This window comes from Paenibacillus sp. Cedars, from assembly GCF_003184205.1.
Classification (GTDB): domain Bacteria; phylum Bacillota; class Bacilli; order Paenibacillales; family Paenibacillaceae; genus Paenibacillus_AQ; species Paenibacillus_AQ glucanolyticus.
The window spans coordinates 3,431,771-3,454,052 of sequence record NZ_CP020866.1; the positions used below are offsets into that span (position 1 = coordinate 3,431,771).

Consider the following 22,282-nt stretch of genomic DNA (forward strand, 5'->3'; position numbering starts at 1 on the left):
AGCAAACCTAAAATGGGCTGGTCCTTAGTCATTACTGACTTTGGATCAGTCCATTTATTATGCCAGCACCCTCAGCACATCTTCAATCTTCTTCCCATGCGAGATCACCCCATAATTCATCCAGGTCAGAAAATCGACCTCGTACACGCAGCCGCCCTGTACAGCAGGTAGTGATTGCCATTCTGACCAGTCCAGCATACTCCGTTCCTCCCCTTCCCAGGAAGAATGACGCTTATCAAACGTAATGAACAGATGATCGGCATCCAGCAACTTCAACCATTCCTTGGTAAGGCTGGCTATCCTGGCCCCCCGGGACAACTGCAGAACGAGTGGATGCGGGGTCAGACCAAGGTCCTTGTACAGTATAGGTCCCGTATATCCGTGATCAGGACCCGCATAGAGACTGATTCCGAGGGCTGATATTCGAAGACAAGCAACGGTCTGTGTACGGACCGATTGCCTAAGAAGCCTCTTGGCTTCGCTGGCCTTATGCTCATACTGTGAAATGATATCCAACACGCGGTCCTTCCTGCCCAACAGTTCCGCCGATTTACGCAGGGTCAGACGCCAATCCTCACCCGGGTGCGGGAACTGATACGTTGGAGCCAACCGTCCCAAACCATCGTCCGACATCCAGCGTTCAAACCCGATATTTATGATAATGCAGTCAGGCTTATGACAAGACAGTACAGCAATATCCTCGTTCTCAATATCAATAACCGGGACGTGCAGCAAACCGAGGTAATCCTGCTTACCCCATCTGGAGTGTGAGCACTGCACGACCGGGGTTATTCCGAGGGCCACCAGAAAATCTTCAAGGAAAGGTGCAAACACTCGCATATTCTCCTGTCGGTAGTGGTTACGGCGATATTGTCCAGGAGAAACACCAACGGTTTGTTTGAAACGACGGTTAAAATAATATTCGCTGTTAAAACCGACAAACTGTGCAATGTCCAGCAGTCGGTCATCGCTTGCCAGCAGCATATGTTTTGCCCGATCTATTCGAATCCCGTTCAGATAATCGAGGGGATACTGGGTCGTAATCTCTTTGAATATACGTGTATAATGCCAGCGTGCAACATTCGCTAATTCAGCCAGTTGTTCCACGGTCCATGGGTTTGCATAATGCTCTTTCAGATGTTCAATCGATAACTCTACAGCATGACGCATATTCAACGTGTAAGAATCGTTCTGATTCTGACGATATAGGAATAGCATGAACGCTTGAAAACAGACGGCTAATTCGAAGGATTCAAGTTCGTTACATGTATGCCGGTGCCGATAAAGGCTTTCCAGATAGTCGATGCATTGGGAGAACGGGCGGCACAACAGTTCCCCCTGCCGCAGAGAAGATTGAGAGCTCCTTACAGGTGCAGTTTGTCCAGGGTCATCTCCCTCACTCCGCCAGAGTTCATAAGTTAAATGATAGAAACACATGCCTTCTGTTTCAGAACGGAGACGTGCTGTCGAACCGGGAGCTATCAGATAACTCTGCCCTCCACGCATAGTGAGCTCTGTTTTATCCAAGACCCATTTCCCGCTTCCGGCCGTCACGATCAGCAGCGTAAACTCGTTGCCCTGCACGAAATCTTCCCGCCAATCGATGTACTCTGAACGAAGCTGAATATCCTTCAACACATAGAACCAAGTGAAGCGGTTTATCCTGCCGTTCTCATTCTTCATCTCATCTTCCCCTGACCAAGAAACTTTTTTCGAATATAGTGCAAAGAAACAGAAAGCTCATCCAGCGCAGCCGGCAGCTTTCTGTTTATATTCTAGTTTACGGACGATCTGCTTATTGGACAAACCATTTCAAGAGATCATCAACCTTCATCATATTAGCGGTAATTGCGCCGGATTGCCAGTGCGTCCGATTGCCTTTATAGACATTTCCATTTTTGACTGCCGGTACCGACTTCCATAGCGGGCTATCAAATACTTGCATCGCTTCTTGGTTCTCCTCCGAGTCCCATCCGCCGTTCGATGGGAATACGATGATATGATCTGCATCCAGCTCAGGAATTTTCTCTTGCGACAAAATGGCCTGATAATCGGTCATGTTTCTCACAAACGGATGAGGGATCAATCCCATCTCTTTATAGATGTTGCCGGTAAAACGGTTTTCGATACCAAACAGAGCAAGCGTCTTATCCCCGATATTCAGCCTGAGGACGGCAACGGTCTCTTCGCCAACGGCCTGTTTCAGCTTCGCTTTGGCGTCAGCGATCTTCTCATTGTACTCGTTAAGCGCACGTTCAGCTTCTTCAGGAATACCGAGCACATCCCCTATCGTTTTCAGGATTTCCGTTGGTTTCTGCAGAATGGACTCCGGCAGCCGATAGGTGGGGGCTATTTTGGAATACAGTTCATATTTTGCTGCATCCACCGCACCGTCAACGATGATCAAATCCGGGCTTGCCTCCAGCAGCCCTTCCATGCTCCCTGTTATATCAAAGGTTGGCACATCCAGATCCAAGTAATCCTGTTTCCCCCAGCTCGGATGATACCACTGAACAACTGGCGTAACGCCGAGAGCCAAGAGATAGTCCTCCACATAAATACCCGCTACCCGTTTCGGATTTACCGGAATTTCGACGTCGCCGAATTCATCCTTCATCACTTTGGTATCAGCCTCTGTCTGATCCATCTTATTTTGAGCCGCCTGCTTGTCCGCCGTGTCCTGCTGATTGCCGCATCCAGCCAGAACCATCATCAGTACAAGTAAAGCTATTATCCATCTGGCGCTCTTGTGATGTGTCCTTATCCCTAACATAAAAACCATTTCTCCCCTTGCCTGTTGTTAAAAGGTACGAAACGAGATCCTATTGCATCTATTGATTATGATAATCATTCTCATTTCGTTCAGATACATTGTATCCCACTCAATATCACCAAACAATGCACTTTCTCAAAATATTTCTTATACAAACTCAAAAGAAAGGCCTCCTGCTAGGAGCCCCTCTTCTCTTATCCTATGAATCTTTATATAATGAATAGTATTCAGACTGTTAATTTCTACCTGGGAGGGAAAACATGTTTCCACGATTAGAGACAAAACGATTGTTACTGCGAGAAATTCACCAACAGGATGCTAGGGCTCTTTATGATTGCTTCTCGAATGACGATGTTGTCCGCTACTACGGACAAGACAAGCTGACTTCCCTCGACGAAGCGCTCCAACTGGTTGATTTTTTCGCCAAAAACCATGCCGAGAAACGCGGCCTTCGATGGGGAATCGAGCTCCAAGGGACGAGCGGTTTGATCGGAACGATCGGATTTAATCTATGGTCTCCAAGGCACAAGAGGGCCGAAATCGGCTATGAACTTCATCCTGAGTTCTGGGGTCAGGGGTATGCAAGCGAAGCTGCTTCGGCCATCATTGCCTATGGGTTTCACACGCTGGATCTGTCCCGTATCGGCGCCGTTGTTTTGATCGAGAACCAGGCATCCCGGACGCTCCTAACCAAGCTCGGTTTTGAAGCGGAGGGAATTCTTCGCCGATATATTTATCAAGACGGTGTTCCGCATGACACCCAGATGTACTCCCTATTAAGAGAGTAACCGGACGGGCATGATAGGGCTCCCCTATTGTCGTTACGTGTTATTCATCAAGCGATTCCGAAGCATCCAGGAAGGGTTTATTTACAAAATAATACATAAAGCCCATAAGCAGCACGCCTCCAACTAAATTGCCGAGCGTCACCGGAATCAAATTGTGCAGCACACCATCAAATGAAATCGTGCCCGGATGGTTCAGAACCAACGCGATGGCAAACGTACACATATTCGCAATGCTGTGCTCATAGCCGGAGATGAAGAAGCAGAATACAAACAGCATCATCGCGAACATTTTGGCGCCATCGCCCTTCAGTGACATGGGGATAAAAAATGCAAGGCATACGAGCCAGTTGCACAAAATCGCCCGGAAGAACAGCTGCACCATCGGGGTTGTCATTTTCTGCTCAACCACATGCAGCAGGAACCCGTTCACGGACGAATCCATAAAGAGTCCCGTCAAGAAAATCAATAACGCAAACGCGCATGCGCCCAAAATGTTCCCGATGTAACTGAAGATCCACAATTTGACAACCTCAATCCACTTGAGCTTCTTGCGCAGAGCGGCGTACGTGTAGTAGAAGGTATTCCCGGTAAACAAATCTCCTCCCCCATACGCAATCAGAATGATGGCGGCGCCAAACGTAAGGGCAGCCATCGGGTACGTCAAGGGGGAATGCTCCAGATAAAAAAAGTTCCCTGTCTTAAACGCGACAATGACGCCAAAGCCAATGAACATACTGGCAAGCATGGACCGTGCTAAATATCGAAGCTGGCTTTGCTTAAATATTTTGTGTTTTTTCAGAGCAAGCTGCTCCACTTTGAATAGCGATTTGGTTTCCATAACTCCTCCTGAAGAAAGACGGTTCTATATAGATTACACGATTTTACATATAATTCATATCATCTTGAGCATTATCATATGAGAAATGCCCCGCTTATAATGAATCTTCGATCGGCCTCATCATCTCTTTCCGCAGCCGGTGTACCCGTTAGACGTGTGGTGATCACAGCCTTCTGCAAACCAGCTTCGCTTTTGAGTATCAATTCTGAGATTTCATCTTCATATAATCGTAACCTAATATTTCTTCGCTTCCACTATCATGGGAGGATAAGTCCGGAATTCTTGTTTGATAAACGGAGCATGTGGTAAATACATGTTACAAAGGAGAGGATACAACATGGACATGAAACAGCTAGCTAAAAAAGCAATCGTCACCTTTACCATGGCAGGGGTTGTCGGCCTGAGTGCTTTGGGAGTGAATTATACCGTTTTCCCTATACACCAAGCAGAAGCGGCCACAACGGCAAGCACCGGCAATTACGCTTCCGAACAGGCTCTTCAGAAACTCAACAGTTTCTATAAACCCGCACTAAAGGGCCAGTTTCCTGGTGCAGTCAGCGGTTTAACAATCGGTAAAAGCACAAAGCAGGATGTTTACAAAACGATTGGCGAGCCTTCTTTACCAGGTAAGGATGCAGAGGCCTTTGACTTGTACGGTGCCAACATGGGGAACCCGGGCTATGCCTTCTCCTATAAACTGAACAAAATCCGCGAGATGCGTTATTTTGGAACCAATGTGGAACGACAGACTAATATCGGCGGCATTACGATGAAGATGTTAAAGCAAAACTGGTTTGCTCCGGATGCCACATCCACTTTCAAAAACGGCAAGACCACTCAAACCAAACTCACCTACAATCGGGGAGATTACAAATTAGAGTTTATCTTTAACAGCAGTACAGAGCTTGACCATATTAATCTGATGAAAAAATAATGCAAAAAACCATGATTTCTTAGAAATCATGGTCAGAGCGTCAAGCCCGGTCTCTAAGAGAGTCCGGGTTTTTTCTTGGTTGCGTTGCGTTTCATCGATTAGCCTTCCTTCTGCTTACATCAAATATTGATTCAACATGTCGTCCATCCACTCATGACTGTGTTCCAGACGTTTGCATCCTGCAGCCAGCGAACCCACCTGCTCCCTTAACACGTTGACATCATCCGTTCCTTCTATATAACGACTCATAAAGTGCAAAAACACATCGACCATGCGCAAGCGCATGAGAAACGGAATCGCCGTAATTTCTTCCGAACTTAACCGTACACGGCACGCAAACCCTTCACAGAACCTCTTAATGAGTTCTCGCTCAAACTCAGAACCCAGAAAACCTGAAATCACAACTGCAGGCTCCATTGCTCTCACGTCCCGCGTGCAAAACTCAAAATCAAGCAATGCGACAACTTTGCTTGATTCCTCTGCGTCTACCAGCAGGTTAGAACAATTCAGATCGCCATGAACCAGCTGCTGCGGAAGCTTTTTCAGGGAGTCCAGCCTGCCGCATATATCAACATAGGCCTCTTCTAATATAACAAGCGCGTCGCGGAGATCGCTTAACGGCTGTGGCGGGCGCTGGCAAAAACCAAGAACAAAGGCCTCACTGCATAAAGGATACGATTGAAGCAGCTCGTAATACGGCGGATACACCGGGTCCATACCAACTGAACAAACCGCAAGTGCGTTTACAAGCTCCCCCGTCTTCTCCCCGAAAGATAACACGGATTGAATCGAGTCTGCTTCCGGGCGCACTCCTTCAATGTAAGCAAATAGGCATGCGTATCGGTCGCTGCCATCCGATAATTGCACCACATGATCGCCCGATGTGGAGATGATTGGCACAGGAATCTTAAAACTTAGCGGCATCTGCGGCAGCGAGTTCAGAACAGCAAGTTCGAACTGGATCTTGCCCTTATCCCGATGTGTATTGTACATACGCATGACAGAACGGCGGTTCTCACGAACACGATGGATAAAACAGGTGGTATTGTTCCAGCCCGTAGGACCATCCACCGTGCTGCCGTTCCAGTCAGGCCAGTACGCTTCCATCAATCGTTGAATCATGATTATTACCTCTCCAACTCTTTGTAATCGATTCTTATGGCAGAAATCGGGGCTGGTTCACTTCCGAACCGTATTATACAACTTCAGTGCCATCCTAAATATAGGTTGTGTTGAAATAGGAGCCGGTTCCATGATTTCATTAACATGGGCGAGTCGGCTTTGTGGAGGACCGTTTTTTTAAGCGCCGTTTAGTTACTCAGATTCCATGCTCAACATAATGATGAGCTCTCTTCCGTTTTAGCTACCTCTACCTTTACACCGGTCTCCTGAATGCGTTTCACCACTTCCTGGTCTGCCTTCTCATCGGTAATCAACACATCCAGATCTTCGACAGCACCAGCTTTAGCAAAACCATCCTGACCGATAACATGATGTGTCGCCATTCCAATTCTGCGGCGGGAGACGGCAGAAGCCGCACGTCCAAAAGCGGCTACTTCAGGTGTCGCAACGAAGATTCCCTCATCGGAAATGCCGCCGCCGGTCATAAAACCGATATCAAATTTGAATTGGCGAATAGACTCGCTCGCAAGCACATCCGTCATATTGCCGGATGGTTTAACCCGTCCTCCAATTAGATACGTATCTATCCATTCGCGTTCGCGTAAAGCTTCGGCAACCTTCATGGAGTTCGTCACAATCGTCAGCGGCATCTGCTCGGGAAGATGCTTCAGCAGCAAGTAGGTCAGTGAACTGCTGCCGATAAACAACGTATCTTTCTCGCGTATATAGGAGACGGCAAGTTTGGCAATGGCGTTCCCTTCCTGCGTGCCTTCGCCATACCGTAGTTCCGGGGGTTGGGGCGGCTGCCTGACTTTCATGGAAGGAATCGCTCCTCCGTGTGTTTTCTGAAGTAAGCCCTGATCCTCCATAATCGTCAGGTCCCGGCGAATCGAATCAATTGAAATTTCAAATCGTTCGGCCAATTCCTTGGCAATCACCCGTTTCTCTTGATGCAGCAAAGCAAGAATTTTCTGACGACGTTCCTCGGCAAACATTCCTGATTGATCTTGCATCATGCATTAACCCTCCATATTATTCATTATTTTTCCATCTACACCTCGATTATATTCATTTTTATTCTGTTTTGCAATCTGTTTTTATCAGTTTTATGCGTTTATATTCGTTTTTCATGAAATGAATTGCCTGGGAAAGTGGATGAATACGGTAGCGTAGGAGCAGGATTACGGCTGCAAGTCCTTAACAGGGTCTTGCAGAGCTGAGTGCGGCGCGTTCTGCGGCTGCATTCCTGAGGAAAAATACGGCAGGACACTTTTTCATAATGAAATTGTGGAAAACATGCCTGGATAACTGCCTTCCACATTATCCTCTCACAACGCGGAAACCGCAGTTCCCCGTTGAGCTGTCGGGCGTATTACCGCTTCTCGCAGCTACTCTATATCGGTTGCAATAGGATTTATGACACAGATACGAACCGCCTCGCATCGATCTGCTGCCGCTTGGCTTCGCATAGAATGGGTTGGCTGCAGAGGTCTGTTGATGATAGGCAGGACTGAACCAATCCGCACACCATTCCCACACGTTGCCGGACATGTTATACAGTCCGTAACCATTGGGTTTGTAGGCATCTACCGGCGCTGTACCGATGTATCCGTCGCTGGCGTTATTTTTGACCGGGAATTTGCCCTGCCATATGTTGCATTGATGTTCGCCGTCCTGCTTCAACAGATCGCCCCATGGATAAGTCCTGCCCTCCAAACCGCCACGTGCCGCATACTCCCATTCGGCTTCTGTCGGAAGCCGCACGCCCGCCCATTGGCAATAAACATCCGCGTCATTCCAGGAAACATGTACAACCGGATGATCCATCCGACCTTCAATACTCGAATCTTTACCCTCCGGCGCTGCCCAGTAGGCTCCTTCAACGACCAGCCACCATGGCACTCCCTGCGGGACCTGGACGACGCTTGCCTTTGTTTCTTCCGATGCCAGCAGCTCAAACACATAGGACCATCCATATTTCTCCGCATCCGTCACATAACCCGTTGTTTCTACAAAACGTTGAAATTCCGCATTCGTAACGGTAAATGGCGATATCTCAAAACCAGATACACTTACTCCCCGAGCAGGACCTTCTCCGTCTCGTGGGAACCCTTCCTTCGTATCGGTCCCCATCATAAATTTCCCCTCTGGGATGTGAACCATGTTGGCATGGGGTGCAGCATATGCATCATGCATCTTGGCTCTGCTCGGAGTTCCATCACAATCCTTGGCTACGCTCAGATTTCCACCCTGCTCCTTAACTACGCTCAGTTTCCCAGCACAATCCTTGGCCACGTTCGATTTTCCATCCTGCTCCATGGCTGCACCCAGGTTACCATCAAGTCGATCCTTCCCATTGCTTTCCACAAGCTGTACCTTTTCCCTGGAACCTGCACAGCAAGCATGATGTTCTTGCATACCTCTGCCTCCTCTTCATGCAAACAACGGGACCTCCACTCTGTCGTGGCTGCCCCGCTGTTCTAACCTTTCTCTAATCCCCTAAGCCAACTCCTGCGGATGGCGGCGTATCAGCTCCGGCACCGCTTCTCCGCGGCCCGTGTTTCTCAAACGCTCGATGTATCGAGGGAGATGACCTTTGGCATGGTAAGGGCCACCCTCCTTCATCACCGTCCACAGCGGGTCCACGTCAAAAGGCATCGTTGCCATCATAAGATCATGCCATTCATTGAGCAGGTATACAGCCTCCCTGCAAAGGTCCGGCCTTTCAGACGCCAGATTGTGCTGTTCATGCACATCCTCGTGGATATGGAACAGCATCTCTTTGTCAAACAGATGATAGCCGTCATGATACGTTCGGATGTACAGCCAATCCCCGAATCGCACACTGCGCTGACAGACATGGGCACACTGAGATACCACCAGATAGTCACGGCCGCTCCCTTTCCCGCTTCGCAAACTCTCTGCATAACTGATGCCATCCCAGCTTTGCACGGGTGAAACGTTCATATATTCCGCCATCGTAGGCAGCAGATCCAGATGATAGTGCAGCTCGTTATCCGTTACCCCCTTCATCATGCCAGGCCCCCGGATAATCATCGGAATGCGGCAGGTTCCCTGATCTGCTGTCCCATGCTCGCCATAAATTCCAAGCTCACCCATATTCTCGCCATGATCCGCGGTAATGATGATGATCAGATCATCCCACACGCCTTTGTGGCTTAACAATTCAAAAATAGCGCCGATATGCTCGTCCATATGCCGAATGCCGCAATCATAACCATCCACCATCGTACGTAAATCCTCCATCGACCTGATCTCACCAGGATGGCGCGGATAATCGGGGGATACCTCGCTGTTGTACATGTTAATTTCGTTCACACCGTGCGGGCCCACCTTCTTCTGATGCTCCTGCAGCACATCTGCGGTAATCCAGTCAGGGAGAGGTTCGTGCTCGAAGGGATTTCCCAGCGACTCGGGTGCCCGATACGGTGTATGCGGATCCCAAAAATTCACGTACAGCATCCAGTTCTCCTCATCCGCATTCCGTTCCAGCCAATCCAGCACAACGGGGGAAACTTCTTCCGCCGATTCCAAACCGCCCTTGCCGGTGTTATACATTTCATTAAAGCCCGCATAGAAGGTCCAGGCCGAATGCCGTTCCCCGAACGGACTGATCAACGCCGTCTTCATGCCGGCACGCCGGAAAATAGCCGGGAAACTCTCGGAGGCCAGCTTGTCGCGGAAATCCCGGGTAATGCCTTCATGCCTTACGTCAGCAGCCGTTCCTCCATGACCGACCACACCGTTATGAATACCGAACTTCCCTGTCATTAATGCCGTTCTTGAAGGGAAACAAGGCGCATCCGAGGTATAATAATTGTCGAAGCGAACACCTTCTGCCGCTATCCGGTCAATGTTCGGCGATGTATTCCGGTGATACCCGTAGCAGCCCAGATGGTCCGGTCTGGTAGAATCCAAATCCAGCAATAACACTCTCATATCCGCATCGTTTCCTTCCTCATCTAAATTCGCATATACTCTCTTCAGATCATGTCAGCGTTTACAAATATTCATGCAGTTGACTGAAATTATAGGCCACGATTCCACGAACCGTCGATGTACATTTCATTCATTACTTGTACATTTCTATTTCTTTTTTCAACAATCGTCCGATTAAAGCAATGATTTCACTACTCTTGGGGAGCCTGGATATGCTAGGCTATAGGTATAAAATCACTGTGAGGTGCTGACCATTGATCAAGTTGATGAGTGTGAATTTTGATGACTGCATTCCGAACTGGCGGACACAGCTTGAGACGATTGAATATAACGTTCTTGTAGTTGTGAGAGAAGGCAAAGTAAGGTACGAACTGAATGGGGAAGAGATGATTGCAGAGAAAGACGACGTACTCTTTATCCCGCAATCGACAAGACGCAGCGGAACGAACTGGAACGGCATACCTCATCAGAAACATACCATCCTCTTTACAATGGATCGTCATGAATCTACGGGCATCCCATTCCTGGATGAAGGGAAATGCCTAAAATTCAACCTGTCCCATATTCAATATGCGTATCATCGCTGCGAGCGTTTGTACGAAGAAATGCGGGGAGATAAAAGCTACCGTACCATGATCTGCCTGGGCATTATGCAGGAGCTGATCGGCATGCTGGCCCGTGAACTCGAGAAGACCGAGCTGGCACCAAGCAAACGCAAATACGCGGATACCATCAAATCTTATCTGCTGGAGCATTACCGCGACCCTATCGAAATCGAGTCGTTGGCAAAGTTAATCCATCGCTCTCCCAACTATGCTACTGCCCTCTTCAAGGAGGTGCACGGTCATTCTCCCATTCGGTATATGCATCAGCTGCGCGTGCTGGAAGCCTGCAGCCTCCTGCTTCATTCGGACATGACAATCGCTCACATCGCGCAGTATCTGGGTTATTATGATACGTCCTACTTTTACCGCATTTTCAAAAAATACACCGGCCTTTCGCCCTCCGACTATGTACTGCAAGGTGAACGGCCCGATATTTCCAAGCTATTCACCTGATTCTAGAAATCCCTGGCTTTCATTCACTTAAGCGGCTTCTGTCCTGCGAACTGAATGACATGGGACAGACCTTGATGTCCCTGCCCTTCCTGGCGAACGACCTCTCCCATAAAAAAATGCACGATCCGCCAGTCTGCAAAGGGCTCGAGAATATCCGCTGGCGTGTATAAAAACTGTTGATCTTGCGGTCCCCCGCTTCGATAAGGAATTTGATGAACAGAATAAACCTCGGTGAGGAAGTAGCCTCCCGGCTTCACTGCTTCCCTCACACCGGCCAGAGTCTTCGTTCTCAGTTCCTTCGGAAAATGCCCGAACACACAAATGATTTCATCCCACAGATCCTTCGTCCATTGTGCTTCCTGCAGATCCACGAGCTCAGTGTGAATGCTCACGCCGTTTGCCGCGGCCAACCGTTTGGCTTTATCCAGGCCCGATTCCGCGTAATCCCATACGGTTACCTTCATGCCTTCACGAGCCAAATAAACCGCATTTCGCCCTTCTCCCTCGGCAATAGCGAGTGCATCACCTGAGAGTGCTAGTTTCTTATGCATGTCGGCAATGAATACATTCGCTTCTGTTCCAAATACGTAATCTTCCCCCTGAAACCGTTCATTCCATGGATTCATCGTTTCACACCTCTTTTTTGTAAGTTCACTTTATCCTCGAGCCTGAATCTGTACCAGCCCTGTACCAATCGAGTCTAATACCATATTACCATGGCTGAGGCAGGGTTGCAGCGAGCCCCCTCATGACCCCGTATTTCTTCTTGTAATGGCTTAAAGTCAAGAGCGGCCATATGTACCGATAGCTGTGATAGTGAGTATAGAAGCTGCCCGGAAGCCCGGCACCCATCGGATAGGAGGCCGTCCAGTCGTCTTCATGAAGCAATTCGATGAGTCTGTTTATCCCTCTGTTAACGCCAGTGGACGGCTCTGACTGAACCGCTATGAGTGCATCGAGTGCCCACGCGGTTTGGGATGCCGTGCTTTGGCCTAGAGGCATGTATTGCATCACCTGGTCGCTGGTGCAGGATTCACCCCAGCCCCCGTCCGGATTTTGAATCTCAAGGAGCCATGCGGCTCCTCTTTGAATCGCCGAATGGTCCGCCGGCAGACCGGCAGCCTCTAAACCTGTCAATGCTGCCCAGGTGCCGTAAATGTAACAGATTCCCCATCTTCCATACCATGAGCCGTTTTTTTCCTGATGAGTGATAAGCCATTCGGTTCCTCGTTTGATAAAATCATGCTTCATGCCGAATCCGCAAAAGTTTCCGAGATATTCAAGCGTGCGTCCGGTAAGGTCGGCCCCGGAGGGGTCAATGGCCGCGGATTTCGCACCGTCTATCGCCAGCCACGTCAGCATTTCCTTATCGGTGTTTTTTTCGAAGGCGGGCCATCCGCCATCTTTATTTTGCATCGATAACACCCAGTTCAGTCCCCGATTGGTTGAATGCTGATAAATGGGCGTGGTATGCGACAACGAGTGGATCGCTCTTAAAGCAGCAGTCGTGTCATCCACATCAGGATTCAAGGTATTGGTCTCGGAGAAGCCCCATCCGCCGGGAACCGTATCCCGGTTATGAATGCTCCAATCCGCCGTTTTATCCTGTTGTCTGGATAAGAGATAGGCTGCTGCCCGCTGTGTCGTCTGTTGATCCCCGTCGACGCCGGACTCCTGCAGCGCATACAAAATCAAAGCCGTGTCCCAAATCGTCGAGGGCGAATTCTGAATCGTGACCTTGCCGTCCACGCGGTACTGCAGCGCGGTCAGCCCTTGAACCGCATTCATGAGTATGGGATGCCGTTTATCATAGCCCAGTGCAAGCAGGGCAAATACCATAAGAATGGTGCTGCTCGCATAACTATAGAGGGTGCCGTCCGATTCGATCCGATCCAGCATGAACTTCTCGCCCTTGGTTGAGGCGGCTTCATGGATGAAACGAGGAGTTCCGAGAAGTCTGCTGAGGCCCATACGTATGCTTTCCCCAATCTCCCGATTTTCCTGGGGTAACGAATCATCGTCATCATCGCGGGAATCGTTCAGATCGGACAAATCGGGAGCCGTCTCCGTAGATATGGAGAAATTCCTGTCGGCCATAATCAGCATGGGAATGAGATGAATGCGGGAGTACCCTGAGAATTCATATAGATTGATGGGCAGATAGGCAGGAAACAGAATGATCTCCAGCGGTATGAGCGATATGGACGCCGGCCACTTTCGCTGGCCCGTTGCAGCCAGGATCGCTTTTGTCAAAACACTCTTGGATTTACCCAGCCCGCCTTGCGATTGAATGTATCGTCTGGTATGTTCCATGTGTTCGTCGGACCATTTGCTGAATCCGGAGTAGAGCAGCCCATAATAGGCATCAATAGTAGCCGATAAGCTGCCTCCTTCTTCGTCGTGATACCAGCGCCAACAGCCTTCCGGCTGCTGCTCTGCAAGGATGCGATCATGCAATTCTCTGATAAGCTCTTCATTCTGAATCTCCAATATTCGAAAGAGGATTATGACATAGGCATCCAGCGTAATCCCGTTCTCAAAGCAAAAATGCCAGGACCCGTCTTGATGCTGCCGCTGTATGAAAAAATCAATCAGCTTGCTTATTTCCTCTTCTACCGCGCTCTGTACATCATTCATGTTCTCATACCTCCATCGTAGCCTCATGATGAACATTATATGAGTGCAGGAATAAGGAAATGATGTGCCGCTTAAGGAACGTCAGAAACGATCATGAATCTCCATAGAGACCAGGGTCTGCCTATCATAAAATGTCCAGCCAAATTTTGATGGCCGTCGCCAGGATTAACACGGCTAGAATGATCTGCAGTACCTTGGTATTCATCTTCTTGCCTGCCGAAGCGCCCAAAGGAGAAGCAATCAGGCTGGCAATCACCATGATGAGTGCAGGAACATAATCCACCTGTCCTGTTGTCAACTTGCCTATTGCCGAGCCGATCGAAGAGATGAATGTGATTGCGAGAGAAGTGGCGATGGTCATCCGGGTTGGAATTTTCAGCACAACCAGCATAATCGGTACGAGAAGGAAAGCTCCGGCTGCTCCGACGATCCCGGCTCCAATTCCGACGATAAGCGCGAGCACAGCGGCGAGCCACTTGTTGAACGTAACCTGATCAAGCGATATATCGTCCACTCCTTTGTTCGGAATGAACATCATCACGGCGGCAATGAGTGCCAGGATTCCATAGATGAGATTGATGCCGTCTTCACTCATCATGTTGGAGCCGAAACCGCCGAGGAAGCTGCCCAGCAATATGGCTGAGCCCATATAGATAATGAGCGTTTTGTTTAAATAACCGCCTTTGCGGTATGCCCACACCCCGCCGATGGTTGCAAAAAACACCTGTACAGCACTGATTCCGGACACTTCATGCGCCGTAAATGCCGCTAGCCCGAACAACGGCGGAATGTACAGCAGCATCGGATATTTGATAATCGAGCCGCCGATACCGACCATGCCTGAAATAAACGAGCCAATGAATCCAATGAAAAATATGGTCGTGATGAAGATTGCGCTCAGTTCCATCATGATGCCCCCTTATATCTTAGGAAAAGGGAACCTGTGCCGGTTCCCTTTCCCCATCAATCTGTGTTCATTCATCAAGTTTACTTGTTCGAGTCATGAAGTAATCATCCCTCATCACTCTGAATATGGAGTCGTTCAAAAGAATGGCGATCCATCCAGATCAGCGTACCGCACAGCGGTTAGGCCCGGTCTCCATCTCACGCTGCTTGTCGGTGTCCGGCAGCATTTTCCCCATGTTTGTTTGACGAATTTCTTGATAGCTGTTCGGCTGCGGAGGCAAATTCTTCGTTACCATTGTTCGAAATTCTGCTTCATCGGACATATTCAGGCCGTGGTTATCCCGGTACAAATCGCCCAGTTTCTTCGCAACCGTCCCGTCCTCGTTCAGCTCGTCCATGATCATAAAGTGGGCTGGCAGCACGGTCAGATCATCCGATAATTCGGCGTAACGGGCATAAAGGGTTTCTCGCAAATCGCCAACCCAGTCCTCTGCCAAGCCGGCCAAGTCCGGGCGACCAATGGAATCGATAAACAGAATATCGCCTGTCAGCAGGTACTGATCATCGATGACAAACGAAGTGGAACCGATGGTGTGACCCGGAGAATAGAGCGCTTCGATGCTGATGGTGGTGCTGCCGATTCTTACCTTTTCTCCATCCTGCAGCGGTTTGTACTCAAACACGACCTCAGCAGCGTCTTTCGGAGGAAGCCAGTATGCTGCACCCGTTTGCTCTGCCATCATTCGTCCCCCGGAAATATGGTCGGCATGCAGATGAGTATCCAGCACATGCCTGATTTCAGCATTGATGCTTCGAGCGAATTCAAGATAAACCTCGGTCATACGGGTCGGATCAAACAAAGCAGCCTCACCGTTCGATACCGCCATATAAGACAAACACCCTTTTCCTATCCGAACAAACTGATAGAGCTCACCGCCGTCTGCGAGGTTTCCAACCTTCAGCGGAACCAGATGTTCACTCCACGCTTTCATGCCGCCCTTCAGGTAAGCCACATTCCGGCCATGCTCGGCCAGCATCTCAGCCACCATTACCGAGGAGCCTTCCTTGGCGCATACCACGAGCACCTCTTGATCTGACGGAATCTGATCCAGAATATCCACTACCCCGTCGATCAGATCAAAGTAGGGTATATTCAGATGCTTCAATTGTTCACCTTCAATCTTCCACTCTTCAAAATCCGAAGGATTGCGAACATCCAGAATGAACTGACTTTCTTTATGAATTGCCTTCATGGCAAGTTCTTGTGCTTGCATTTCTCGTACTGTCATGTTGAAATTCCTCCCGTAGATTTATAATGCCTCGCGCCATCAACCTGCATATCCTACGCCCTATCAAACCGTCAGTCTTGCATAGGCGCCCAGCACCCTGTGATCCATCAGCTTATTCGTCCAAGCCCTTCGTTGCTCCGCTCCAGCCGCTCATTCCCGGCACTACGTTTAGTACACTTGTAAATCCGCTTGCGGCAAGCTTTTGTGCCGCCATATCACTGCGGGTTCCCGTGCGGCAGATAACGTAAATGAAGTCCTGCCGATTCAGTTCATTCAATCGCTGATCCAGCTCGCCAAGCGGAATGGACACTGCATTCGGAATATGCTTGAAGGCAAATTCCGCCGTTTCCCTCACATCGAGAATCACGACCGATGCGCCGGATTGCAGCTTCTCTTCCAATTGCGCATTAGTAGTCACATGCGGGTAGGATCGTTCCGCCGACTCCTCCCCTGAAGACTTGCGCAGGTAATGCTTCAGCACGTCACCCTCTTCAATCGTTCCAAGATAATGGTGTCCCGTGCTTTCCGCCCACGCTTTCAGGTCGGCCTTGGACCCTTTGTCAGTCGCCTCAACCTCCAGCACTTGGCCACCTTCAAGTTCCTTCATCACTTTTTTCGTAAGAACGATGGGCATCGGGCAAGCCAGCCCCTTCGCGTCAAGCTTTACATTGGAATCAATTCCGGCCATATCGTTTCGAGCCTCCATTCTATTTTTTATACCACCCAGGGTATATTTCATTCCAAAAAAAAGGTGCGGCAAACACACCTGTTACGGTTTTACCGAAAACCAGCCTACTCGGTCTTACCTTCCCATGCGAGCATGCCGCCCGTCATATTGATGACTTGATAGCCCTGACCCTCCAAGTATTCCGTCGCCTTACCGCTGCGACCGCCGGATCGGCATACCACAATGTACTCCTTCGACTGATCCAAATCCTGCTTACGAAATTCAACCAAACCAAGTGGAATGTTGACTGCGCCTGGAATTTTTCCTTCTGCGACTTCTTCCGTCTCTCGCACATCGATAATATGCAGGATTGTTCCCTCTTCCAGCTTCTTCTCTACTTCTTTAGGAGAAATCTCTCTCATACCTGTATACACTCCCTCTTCATATTAATATTCAGGACCACGTACTCATACCGCCTTTGACATTCGTTACCTTCTCAAAACCCGATTTCTTCAACAATGTACCCGCCTTACTGCTTCTCATGCCGCTCTGACAGATCAATACCACTTCCTGATCCTTCAAAAGTGAGTCACTGCTAAACCGAAGCTGATCCAGCGGAATATTGCGAAAGCCTCGAATATGATTTGCCTTGAATTCACGCGGTGAACGGACGTCGATGAATTGTTTGTTCCGATCCGCCAGTTCATCCTTGAGCTGGGCAGCCGTAATCTGCCTGACTCCCTTCGTGGGAAGAATTCTCCATAGGATAAATAAAATAATAAGTGCAATGAACACGATATTTAACATATTCATCATGAATTCCCCCTTGATATTGAGGTACAATCGCCCATCGCTCATTAAATGAACAAGTTTACGTTGCCATCCTGGGCATCACCCAGATAACCGGCTACACCCGCATATTCAATATCCTCAAACAGCTCCTCTTTTTGCAAACCAAGAAGATCCATCGTCATCGTGCATGCAACCAGCTTCACGTCTTGCTCCTTAGCCAGTTCAATCAACTGCGGCAGCGGAACAGCATTGTGCTTCTTGATAACGTCTTTAATCATTTTCGGACCCATCCCCGCAAAATTCATTCTGGAGAGTCCCATGTTATCTGCCCCGCGCGGCATCATTTTTCCGAACATTTTCTCCATAAAACTCTTTTTCTTGGGCAGTAAAACCTCCTCATCCTTGCGAAGAGCGTTCAACCCCCAGAAGGTGTGAAATATCGTGACCTCATGATCGTAGGCGGCGGCACCATTCGCAATAATGTAAGCAGCCATCGCCTTGTCGTAATCACCGCTGAATAGAACAATCGTTGTCTTTTTGGCTTCTGTCACCTCGTGATCTCCCCTTGTAATTCATAATGTTAGATTCCACTGCATTTCCTCATACCCCTATGGGTATATTAAAACTCAAAAAAAATTATCCCTTCTTAATCCAAAATTTCAACACATCGCCGTCCTCTTGAAGTTCCAACAATTCGTTGCCAGTCGACTTGGCCCATGCCGTCAAATCGCTCTTTGCGCCTGGATCCGTTGTATGAATCTCCAGCACCTGACCTGCTTCCATTCCCTTCATCTCCTGCTTCGTTTTCACGATCGGCATGGGACATGCCAAACCTGTGGCATCCAATACTTTATCCACGTTCATCATGATTCCTCCTTACACGTAATGAAAAAGATCTATTTAAATACCCATAGGGGTATATTATCCGGTTATGGACGGTGTGTCAACCCTGCGATCGGCTCCAACCTGCTGCTCCAACAAAAAACAACGGCGGTTATCTGCTTCGTACGAGCAGGTTCACCGCTTCAACTACAAGCTTTTCTGTATCTTGTCCGCTTTCTTCGGCTTTCTGTACACATTCCACAAGGTTTGAGCTGACTACGACGCCAATCGTACGATCAATCGCCGTCCGCGCTGCCGATAGCTGGGTGATCACATCCTTGCAGTCCTTGTCCTCCTCCATCATCTTCAGGATGCCCCGCAGCTGACCCTCAATGCGCTTCATCCGATTTTTCATCTGATCATTGTAATTCATCTCAAATCCTCCCGTCTGTATACGAATTTAATTACCCTATAATTCTTATCGTTTTACATGACATCAAATATATACCCATAAGGGTATAGTGTCAAATGTAGGGATATCTCCATCATCATGATGAAGTTTCATTTGGAATCCATTGAACTTATCCCCTTTTTGATTTTTGTCACACATTTCATGTCTGCTCTATGCTATGATACCCCGTAGGGTATATAAAAAACCATTCATAATATCCACCAATATAGGGAGGAATATACTATGGGCAACAAAATCATCATTGTCGGCGGTGTAGCCGGAGGAGCTTCGGCAGCTGCCAGGCTGCGGAGACTGGACGAGAGTTCGAGTATTATTTTAGTGGAACGGGGAGAATATATTTCGTTTGCCAACTGTGGTCTGCCATATTATATAGGAGAAACGATTCAGGAACGAAGTAAGCTGTTGGTTCAAACCGTACCTGGTCTCAGCAGCCGGTATCAATTGGATATACGGAATTTAAGCGAGGTTACGTCCATTCAGCGGCAAGAGAAGCAGGTTACCATTAAGAACCTTAGAACCGGGGATATCTATACCGAAAGTTACGATTATCTGATTCTCTCGCCTGGGGCGAAGCCCATCGTGCCGGATATACCCGGCCTGTCGGAATCCCGCAACGTATTCACACTGCGCAATATCCCGGATACCGACCGGATCAAACAATATATAGAGAAAGAAAAGCCGAAGGAGGCCGTTGTCGTTGGGGGTGGATTTATAGGTCTTGAGATGGCTGAGAACCTGGCCGAACATGGTATTCAGGTAACACTCATTGAAATGGCTAACCAGGTCATGGCTCCTCTAGACTACGAGATGGCCTCCATCGTACATTCACATCTGATGGAACAAGGGGTCCGTTTAATTCTGGAAGATGGTGTTCGAGCCTTTCACGATGGAGGGAGCCGGATCGAGCTTTCCAGCGGCCTGCTTGTGTCCACCGATATGACACTCCTGTCTATTGGCGTTCGTCCCGAGAATGTGCTGGCTGTTGAAGCAGGTCTGCAAGTCAATGAACGCGGCGGCATTCGTGTGAATGCCCATATGCAAACGTCCGATCCCCATATCTATGCCATCGGTGATGCCATTGAGGTGAATGATTACATTCACCAAAGCCCTGCCATCATTCCTCTCGCAGGACCTGCCAACAAGCAGGGACGCCTTGTCGCAGACCGTATCTATGGGAAAAACAGCAGTTATAAGGGCACCCTTGGCTCCTCGATTGCCAAAGTCTTTGAACTGACGGTAGCGGCTACGGGTTCCAATGAGAAACGACTCAAGCAGATGAATATCCCTTATCAGGCCATCCACATTCATCCTTTGTCTCATGCCGGATATTACCCCGGGGCGTATCCAATCTCGTTGAAGCTGCTGTTCCATCCGGAAAGCGGACAAATCTACGGCGCACAGGCGGTTGGGGCAGATGGGGTGGATAAACGAATCGATGTGATTGCTACAGCGATCAAGGGCAACCTCAACGTGTGGGATCTGACGGAGGTGGAGCTTGCGTACGCTCCCCCCTATTCCTCTGCCAAGGACCCCATCAATTACGCCGGATATGTTGCATCCAACATACTGGATGGGTTGGTTGAAACCGTACAATGGTTTGAAATGAACGACTTGGTCTCAAGCGGCGCCACCTTAATTGACGTGCGTGAACCCAGCGAGCGGGAAGCAGGTTATATTGAAGGCTCCATCAACATCCCGCTGAACGACCTGCGCAGCCGTTTGAAAGATCTGCCGCAGAACGAAACCTTGTATGTAACCTGCCAGGTAGGGCTGCGCGGCTATTTGGCAGCACGCATACTGACTGAGCATGGCTTCCGTGTAAAAAACCTGGACGGCGGCTGGAAAACGTACGCTTCGGTTTATAAGTCATCCTAACCGGGCCCGTCTTGGTCCGGCTATGAAAGAATATGTAAAAAGCCCCGGTTTTGGTCATACCCCTGTCAAGTAGACAGGTGAAAAAGACTAAGCAGCCAGCGCGTGTCGGTACTCAATCGGCGCGCGCTGTTTAAGTTTTGCCTGAAAACGCTGGTAGTTGTAAAAGTAGATATAATCTTCAACGGCTTGATGTAACTCTTCTTCTGATTTACACTGAAGGAGGTACAACTTTTCTGTTTTGAGATGCGAAAAAAAGGATTCGATGCATGCATTATCTAGGCAGGTTGCTTTGCGAGAGTGGCTGCCTTTAATGCTGAATTCTTCTAACCGTGTGTTGTACGCCTGAGACGTGTATTGGAAGCCCTGATCCGAATGGAGCACGGCTTCTGAGACGTCTTTTTTTCTTATCCACTGCTCGACGGTATCGAGTACAAGTTCCAAATCGTTACGTCTAGAAATCTGCCAAGCTACAATCTCATTATTAAACAAATCTTGAATCACGGACAAATAATAAAAGTGTGTTCCGTCAGAGATATAGGTAATATCCGTCACCATTTTTTGTCCCGGGGCAGTAGCATGAAATTGCCGTTTGAGTCGGTTAGGGTACACCACGGATGGTGTATAACTAGATAATTTTCGTTTCTTTCGAATCACAGACTGAATCGACAGCTCTTTCATCAAACGCCATACCTTTTTGTGATTCACACGGTAACCAGCTTCCCACAAAGCCGTTACCATTCGAGGATAACCGAAATATGGATGAGCCAAGTGAGTAGCCATCATGTGTTCTTTGATCTCTTGATCCAGGCCTTCTTTTTGGCTACTACGATAAAGGCGCATTGACCGCCACTTGTAGTAACTGGCTCTAGGCACTCCCACAACAGCTAACAACCTTGTAACGCCGTGTTGGTCCCTCAATTCTTCGATGATTTCATAGTTTTGCTGTCGACTAAGGCTGTCTCCTTTAACAGATTGGGATACCGCTTTTTTAAATAATCTACCTGCGCTTTTAGATAATCTCGTTCTTCTTCGATACTTGAGAACGTCGTGCGAGGGCGTCCTTTCATGGGACTACCAGAGCCTTTACGCGTATCGAATACCTCTCCATCTCGATATTTTCTCACCCACGTTTTAAGTTGTGTACAACTTCGTATTCCCAGCTTGTCTGCTACAGCTTGATAGCTCATAGATCCCTCGAGGTAGCATTGAACTGCTCTTAATTTGAACTCCTCCGTATACGATTGAAAAACTTGTCCCTTTTTAGCCATAAAAATACCCCCTCCAAGTTCGCTCGATTCTCATGATAACATGAGGCTTTTTTCGAGTGTCTACTTTGAGGGGATAATACC

Annotated in this window: 22 protein-coding genes and 1 pseudogene; 4 read left to right on the top strand and 19 right to left on the bottom strand. The window is 48.6% G+C overall.

The annotated features are described in order from the left end of the window. Positions 1-57 precede the first annotated feature (57 nt). On the bottom strand, positions 58-1,683 hold the full coding sequence (locus tag B9D94_RS17335; RefSeq protein WP_172963965.1) for a helix-turn-helix domain-containing protein: 1,626 nt from the start codon (positions 1,681-1,683) through the stop codon (positions 58-60). Positions 1,684-1,795: 112 nt separating this feature from the next. After that, positions 1,796-2,773, bottom strand: coding sequence for an ABC transporter substrate-binding protein (locus tag B9D94_RS17340; RefSeq protein WP_148247593.1), 978 nt, complete (start codon positions 2,771-2,773; stop codon positions 1,796-1,798). A gap of 260 nt (positions 2,774-3,033) precedes the next feature. On the opposite strand from B9D94_RS17340, the gene B9D94_RS17345 reads away from it, so the two are divergent. Beyond that, complete coding sequence (locus B9D94_RS17345; protein WP_148247594.1) at positions 3,034-3,561, top strand: GNAT family N-acetyltransferase; 528 nt, start codon at positions 3,034-3,036, stop codon at positions 3,559-3,561. 40 nt (positions 3,562-3,601) lie between these two features. On the opposite strand, the gene B9D94_RS17350 is transcribed toward B9D94_RS17345, so the two are convergent. Continuing rightward, positions 3,602-4,399 carry a formate/nitrite transporter family protein gene (locus B9D94_RS17350; RefSeq protein WP_036637514.1) on the bottom strand — a complete coding sequence of 266 codons (798 nt, stop codon included), beginning with the start codon at positions 4,397-4,399 and terminating at the stop codon, positions 3,602-3,604. Positions 4,400-4,736: 337 nt separating this feature from the next. Between B9D94_RS17350 and B9D94_RS17355 the strand changes: the two genes are divergently transcribed. After that, positions 4,737-5,333 (top strand): YjgB family protein, encoded by a 597-nt coding sequence (locus B9D94_RS17355; RefSeq protein ID WP_148247595.1) that lies wholly within the window; start codon positions 4,737-4,739, stop codon positions 5,331-5,333. 114 nt (positions 5,334-5,447) lie between these two features. On the opposite strand, the gene B9D94_RS17360 is transcribed toward B9D94_RS17355, so the two are convergent. From B9D94_RS17360 to B9D94_RS17375, 4 genes are all read right to left on the bottom strand, one after another. Then, complete coding sequence (locus B9D94_RS17360; RefSeq protein WP_148247596.1) at positions 5,448-6,455, bottom strand: phosphotransferase; 1,008 nt, start codon at positions 6,453-6,455, stop codon at positions 5,448-5,450. A 209-nt stretch (positions 6,456-6,664) separates the two neighbouring features. Next, positions 6,665-7,450 (bottom strand): DeoR/GlpR family DNA-binding transcription regulator, encoded by a 786-nt coding sequence (locus B9D94_RS17365; RefSeq protein WP_172964059.1) that lies wholly within the window; start codon positions 7,448-7,450, stop codon positions 6,665-6,667. Positions 7,451-7,775: 325 nt separating this feature from the next. Further along, positions 7,776-8,651 carry a formylglycine-generating enzyme family protein gene (locus B9D94_RS17370; RefSeq protein WP_148248814.1) on the bottom strand — a complete coding sequence of 292 codons (876 nt, stop codon included), beginning with the start codon at positions 8,649-8,651 and terminating at the stop codon, positions 7,776-7,778. 303 nt (positions 8,652-8,954) lie between these two features. Continuing rightward, positions 8,955-10,415 (bottom strand): sulfatase family protein, encoded by a 1,461-nt coding sequence (locus B9D94_RS17375; RefSeq protein ID WP_148247598.1) that lies wholly within the window; start codon positions 10,413-10,415, stop codon positions 8,955-8,957. A 254-nt stretch (positions 10,416-10,669) separates the two neighbouring features. Between B9D94_RS17375 and B9D94_RS17380 the strand changes: the two genes are divergently transcribed. Continuing rightward, entirely contained in the window at positions 10,670-11,473 is an 804-nt protein-coding gene (locus B9D94_RS17380) for a helix-turn-helix domain-containing protein (protein ID WP_148247599.1), read from the top strand. Positions 11,474-11,496: 23 nt separating this feature from the next. Here the strand turns inward: B9D94_RS17380 and B9D94_RS17385 are convergent, their stop codons facing one another. The 10 genes from B9D94_RS17385 to B9D94_RS17430 form a co-directional block, all read right to left on the bottom strand. Then, positions 11,497-12,099: a class I SAM-dependent methyltransferase gene (locus B9D94_RS17385; protein WP_148247600.1), complete on the bottom strand. Its 603-nt coding sequence runs from the start codon at positions 12,097-12,099 to the stop codon at positions 11,497-11,499. A gap of 85 nt (positions 12,100-12,184) precedes the next feature. Continuing rightward, positions 12,185-14,110 carry a terpene cyclase/mutase family protein gene (locus B9D94_RS17390; protein WP_148247601.1) on the bottom strand — a complete coding sequence of 642 codons (1,926 nt, stop codon included), beginning with the start codon at positions 14,108-14,110 and terminating at the stop codon, positions 12,185-12,187. Positions 14,111-14,234: 124 nt separating this feature from the next. Next, the gene (locus tag B9D94_RS17395) at positions 14,235-15,017 is read right to left on the bottom strand and encodes a sulfite exporter TauE/SafE family protein (RefSeq protein WP_006209604.1); all 783 of its coding nucleotides are present in this window, start codon (positions 15,015-15,017) and stop codon (positions 14,235-14,237) included. 160 nt (positions 15,018-15,177) lie between these two features. Beyond that, positions 15,178-16,305 (bottom strand): MBL fold metallo-hydrolase, encoded by a 1,128-nt coding sequence (locus B9D94_RS17400; protein ID WP_148247602.1) that lies wholly within the window; start codon positions 16,303-16,305, stop codon positions 15,178-15,180. A 112-nt stretch (positions 16,306-16,417) separates the two neighbouring features. Then, positions 16,418-16,993 carry a sulfurtransferase TusA family protein gene (locus tag B9D94_RS17405; protein WP_148247603.1) on the bottom strand — a complete coding sequence of 192 codons (576 nt, stop codon included), beginning with the start codon at positions 16,991-16,993 and terminating at the stop codon, positions 16,418-16,420. 104 nt (positions 16,994-17,097) lie between these two features. After that, entirely contained in the window at positions 17,098-17,394 is a 297-nt protein-coding gene (locus tag B9D94_RS17410) for a rhodanese-like domain-containing protein (protein WP_063479220.1), read from the bottom strand. A 31-nt stretch (positions 17,395-17,425) separates the two neighbouring features. Next, complete coding sequence (locus B9D94_RS17415; RefSeq protein WP_148248815.1) at positions 17,426-17,785, bottom strand: rhodanese-like domain-containing protein; 360 nt, start codon at positions 17,783-17,785, stop codon at positions 17,426-17,428. Positions 17,786-17,829: 44 nt separating this feature from the next. Next, positions 17,830-18,315: a DsrE/DsrF/DrsH-like family protein gene (locus tag B9D94_RS17420; RefSeq protein WP_036637495.1), complete on the bottom strand. Its 486-nt coding sequence runs from the start codon at positions 18,313-18,315 to the stop codon at positions 17,830-17,832. Between the two features lie 85 nt (positions 18,316-18,400). After that, positions 18,401-18,628, bottom strand: a complete 228-nt coding sequence (locus B9D94_RS17425; protein WP_006209597.1) for a sulfurtransferase TusA family protein — start codon at positions 18,626-18,628, stop codon at positions 18,401-18,403. Positions 18,629-18,758: 130 nt separating this feature from the next. Continuing rightward, positions 18,759-19,019, bottom strand: coding sequence for a metal-sensitive transcriptional regulator (locus B9D94_RS17430; protein ID WP_006209596.1), 261 nt, complete (start codon positions 19,017-19,019; stop codon positions 18,759-18,761). Positions 19,020-19,280: 261 nt separating this feature from the next. Here B9D94_RS17430 and B9D94_RS17435 point away from each other — a divergent pair, with 261 nt between their 5' ends. Beyond that, on the top strand, positions 19,281-20,933 hold the full coding sequence (locus B9D94_RS17435) for a CoA-disulfide reductase (protein ID WP_148247604.1): 1,653 nt from the start codon (positions 19,281-19,283) through the stop codon (positions 20,931-20,933). Between the two features lie 87 nt (positions 20,934-21,020). Here B9D94_RS17435 and B9D94_RS17440 read toward each other — a convergent pair. Both B9D94_RS17440 and B9D94_RS31935 read right to left on the bottom strand, forming a co-directional pair. Continuing rightward, positions 21,021-21,908, bottom strand: a pseudogene (locus B9D94_RS17440) (IS3 family transposase); the annotation flags it as partial. Next, positions 21,848-22,201 carry a transposase gene (locus B9D94_RS31935; RefSeq protein ID WP_367613778.1) on the bottom strand — a complete coding sequence of 118 codons (354 nt, stop codon included), beginning with the start codon at positions 22,199-22,201 and terminating at the stop codon, positions 21,848-21,850. The pseudogene B9D94_RS17440 and the gene B9D94_RS31935, both read right to left, overlap by 61 nt. Positions 22,202-22,282: the final 81 nt, after the last annotated feature.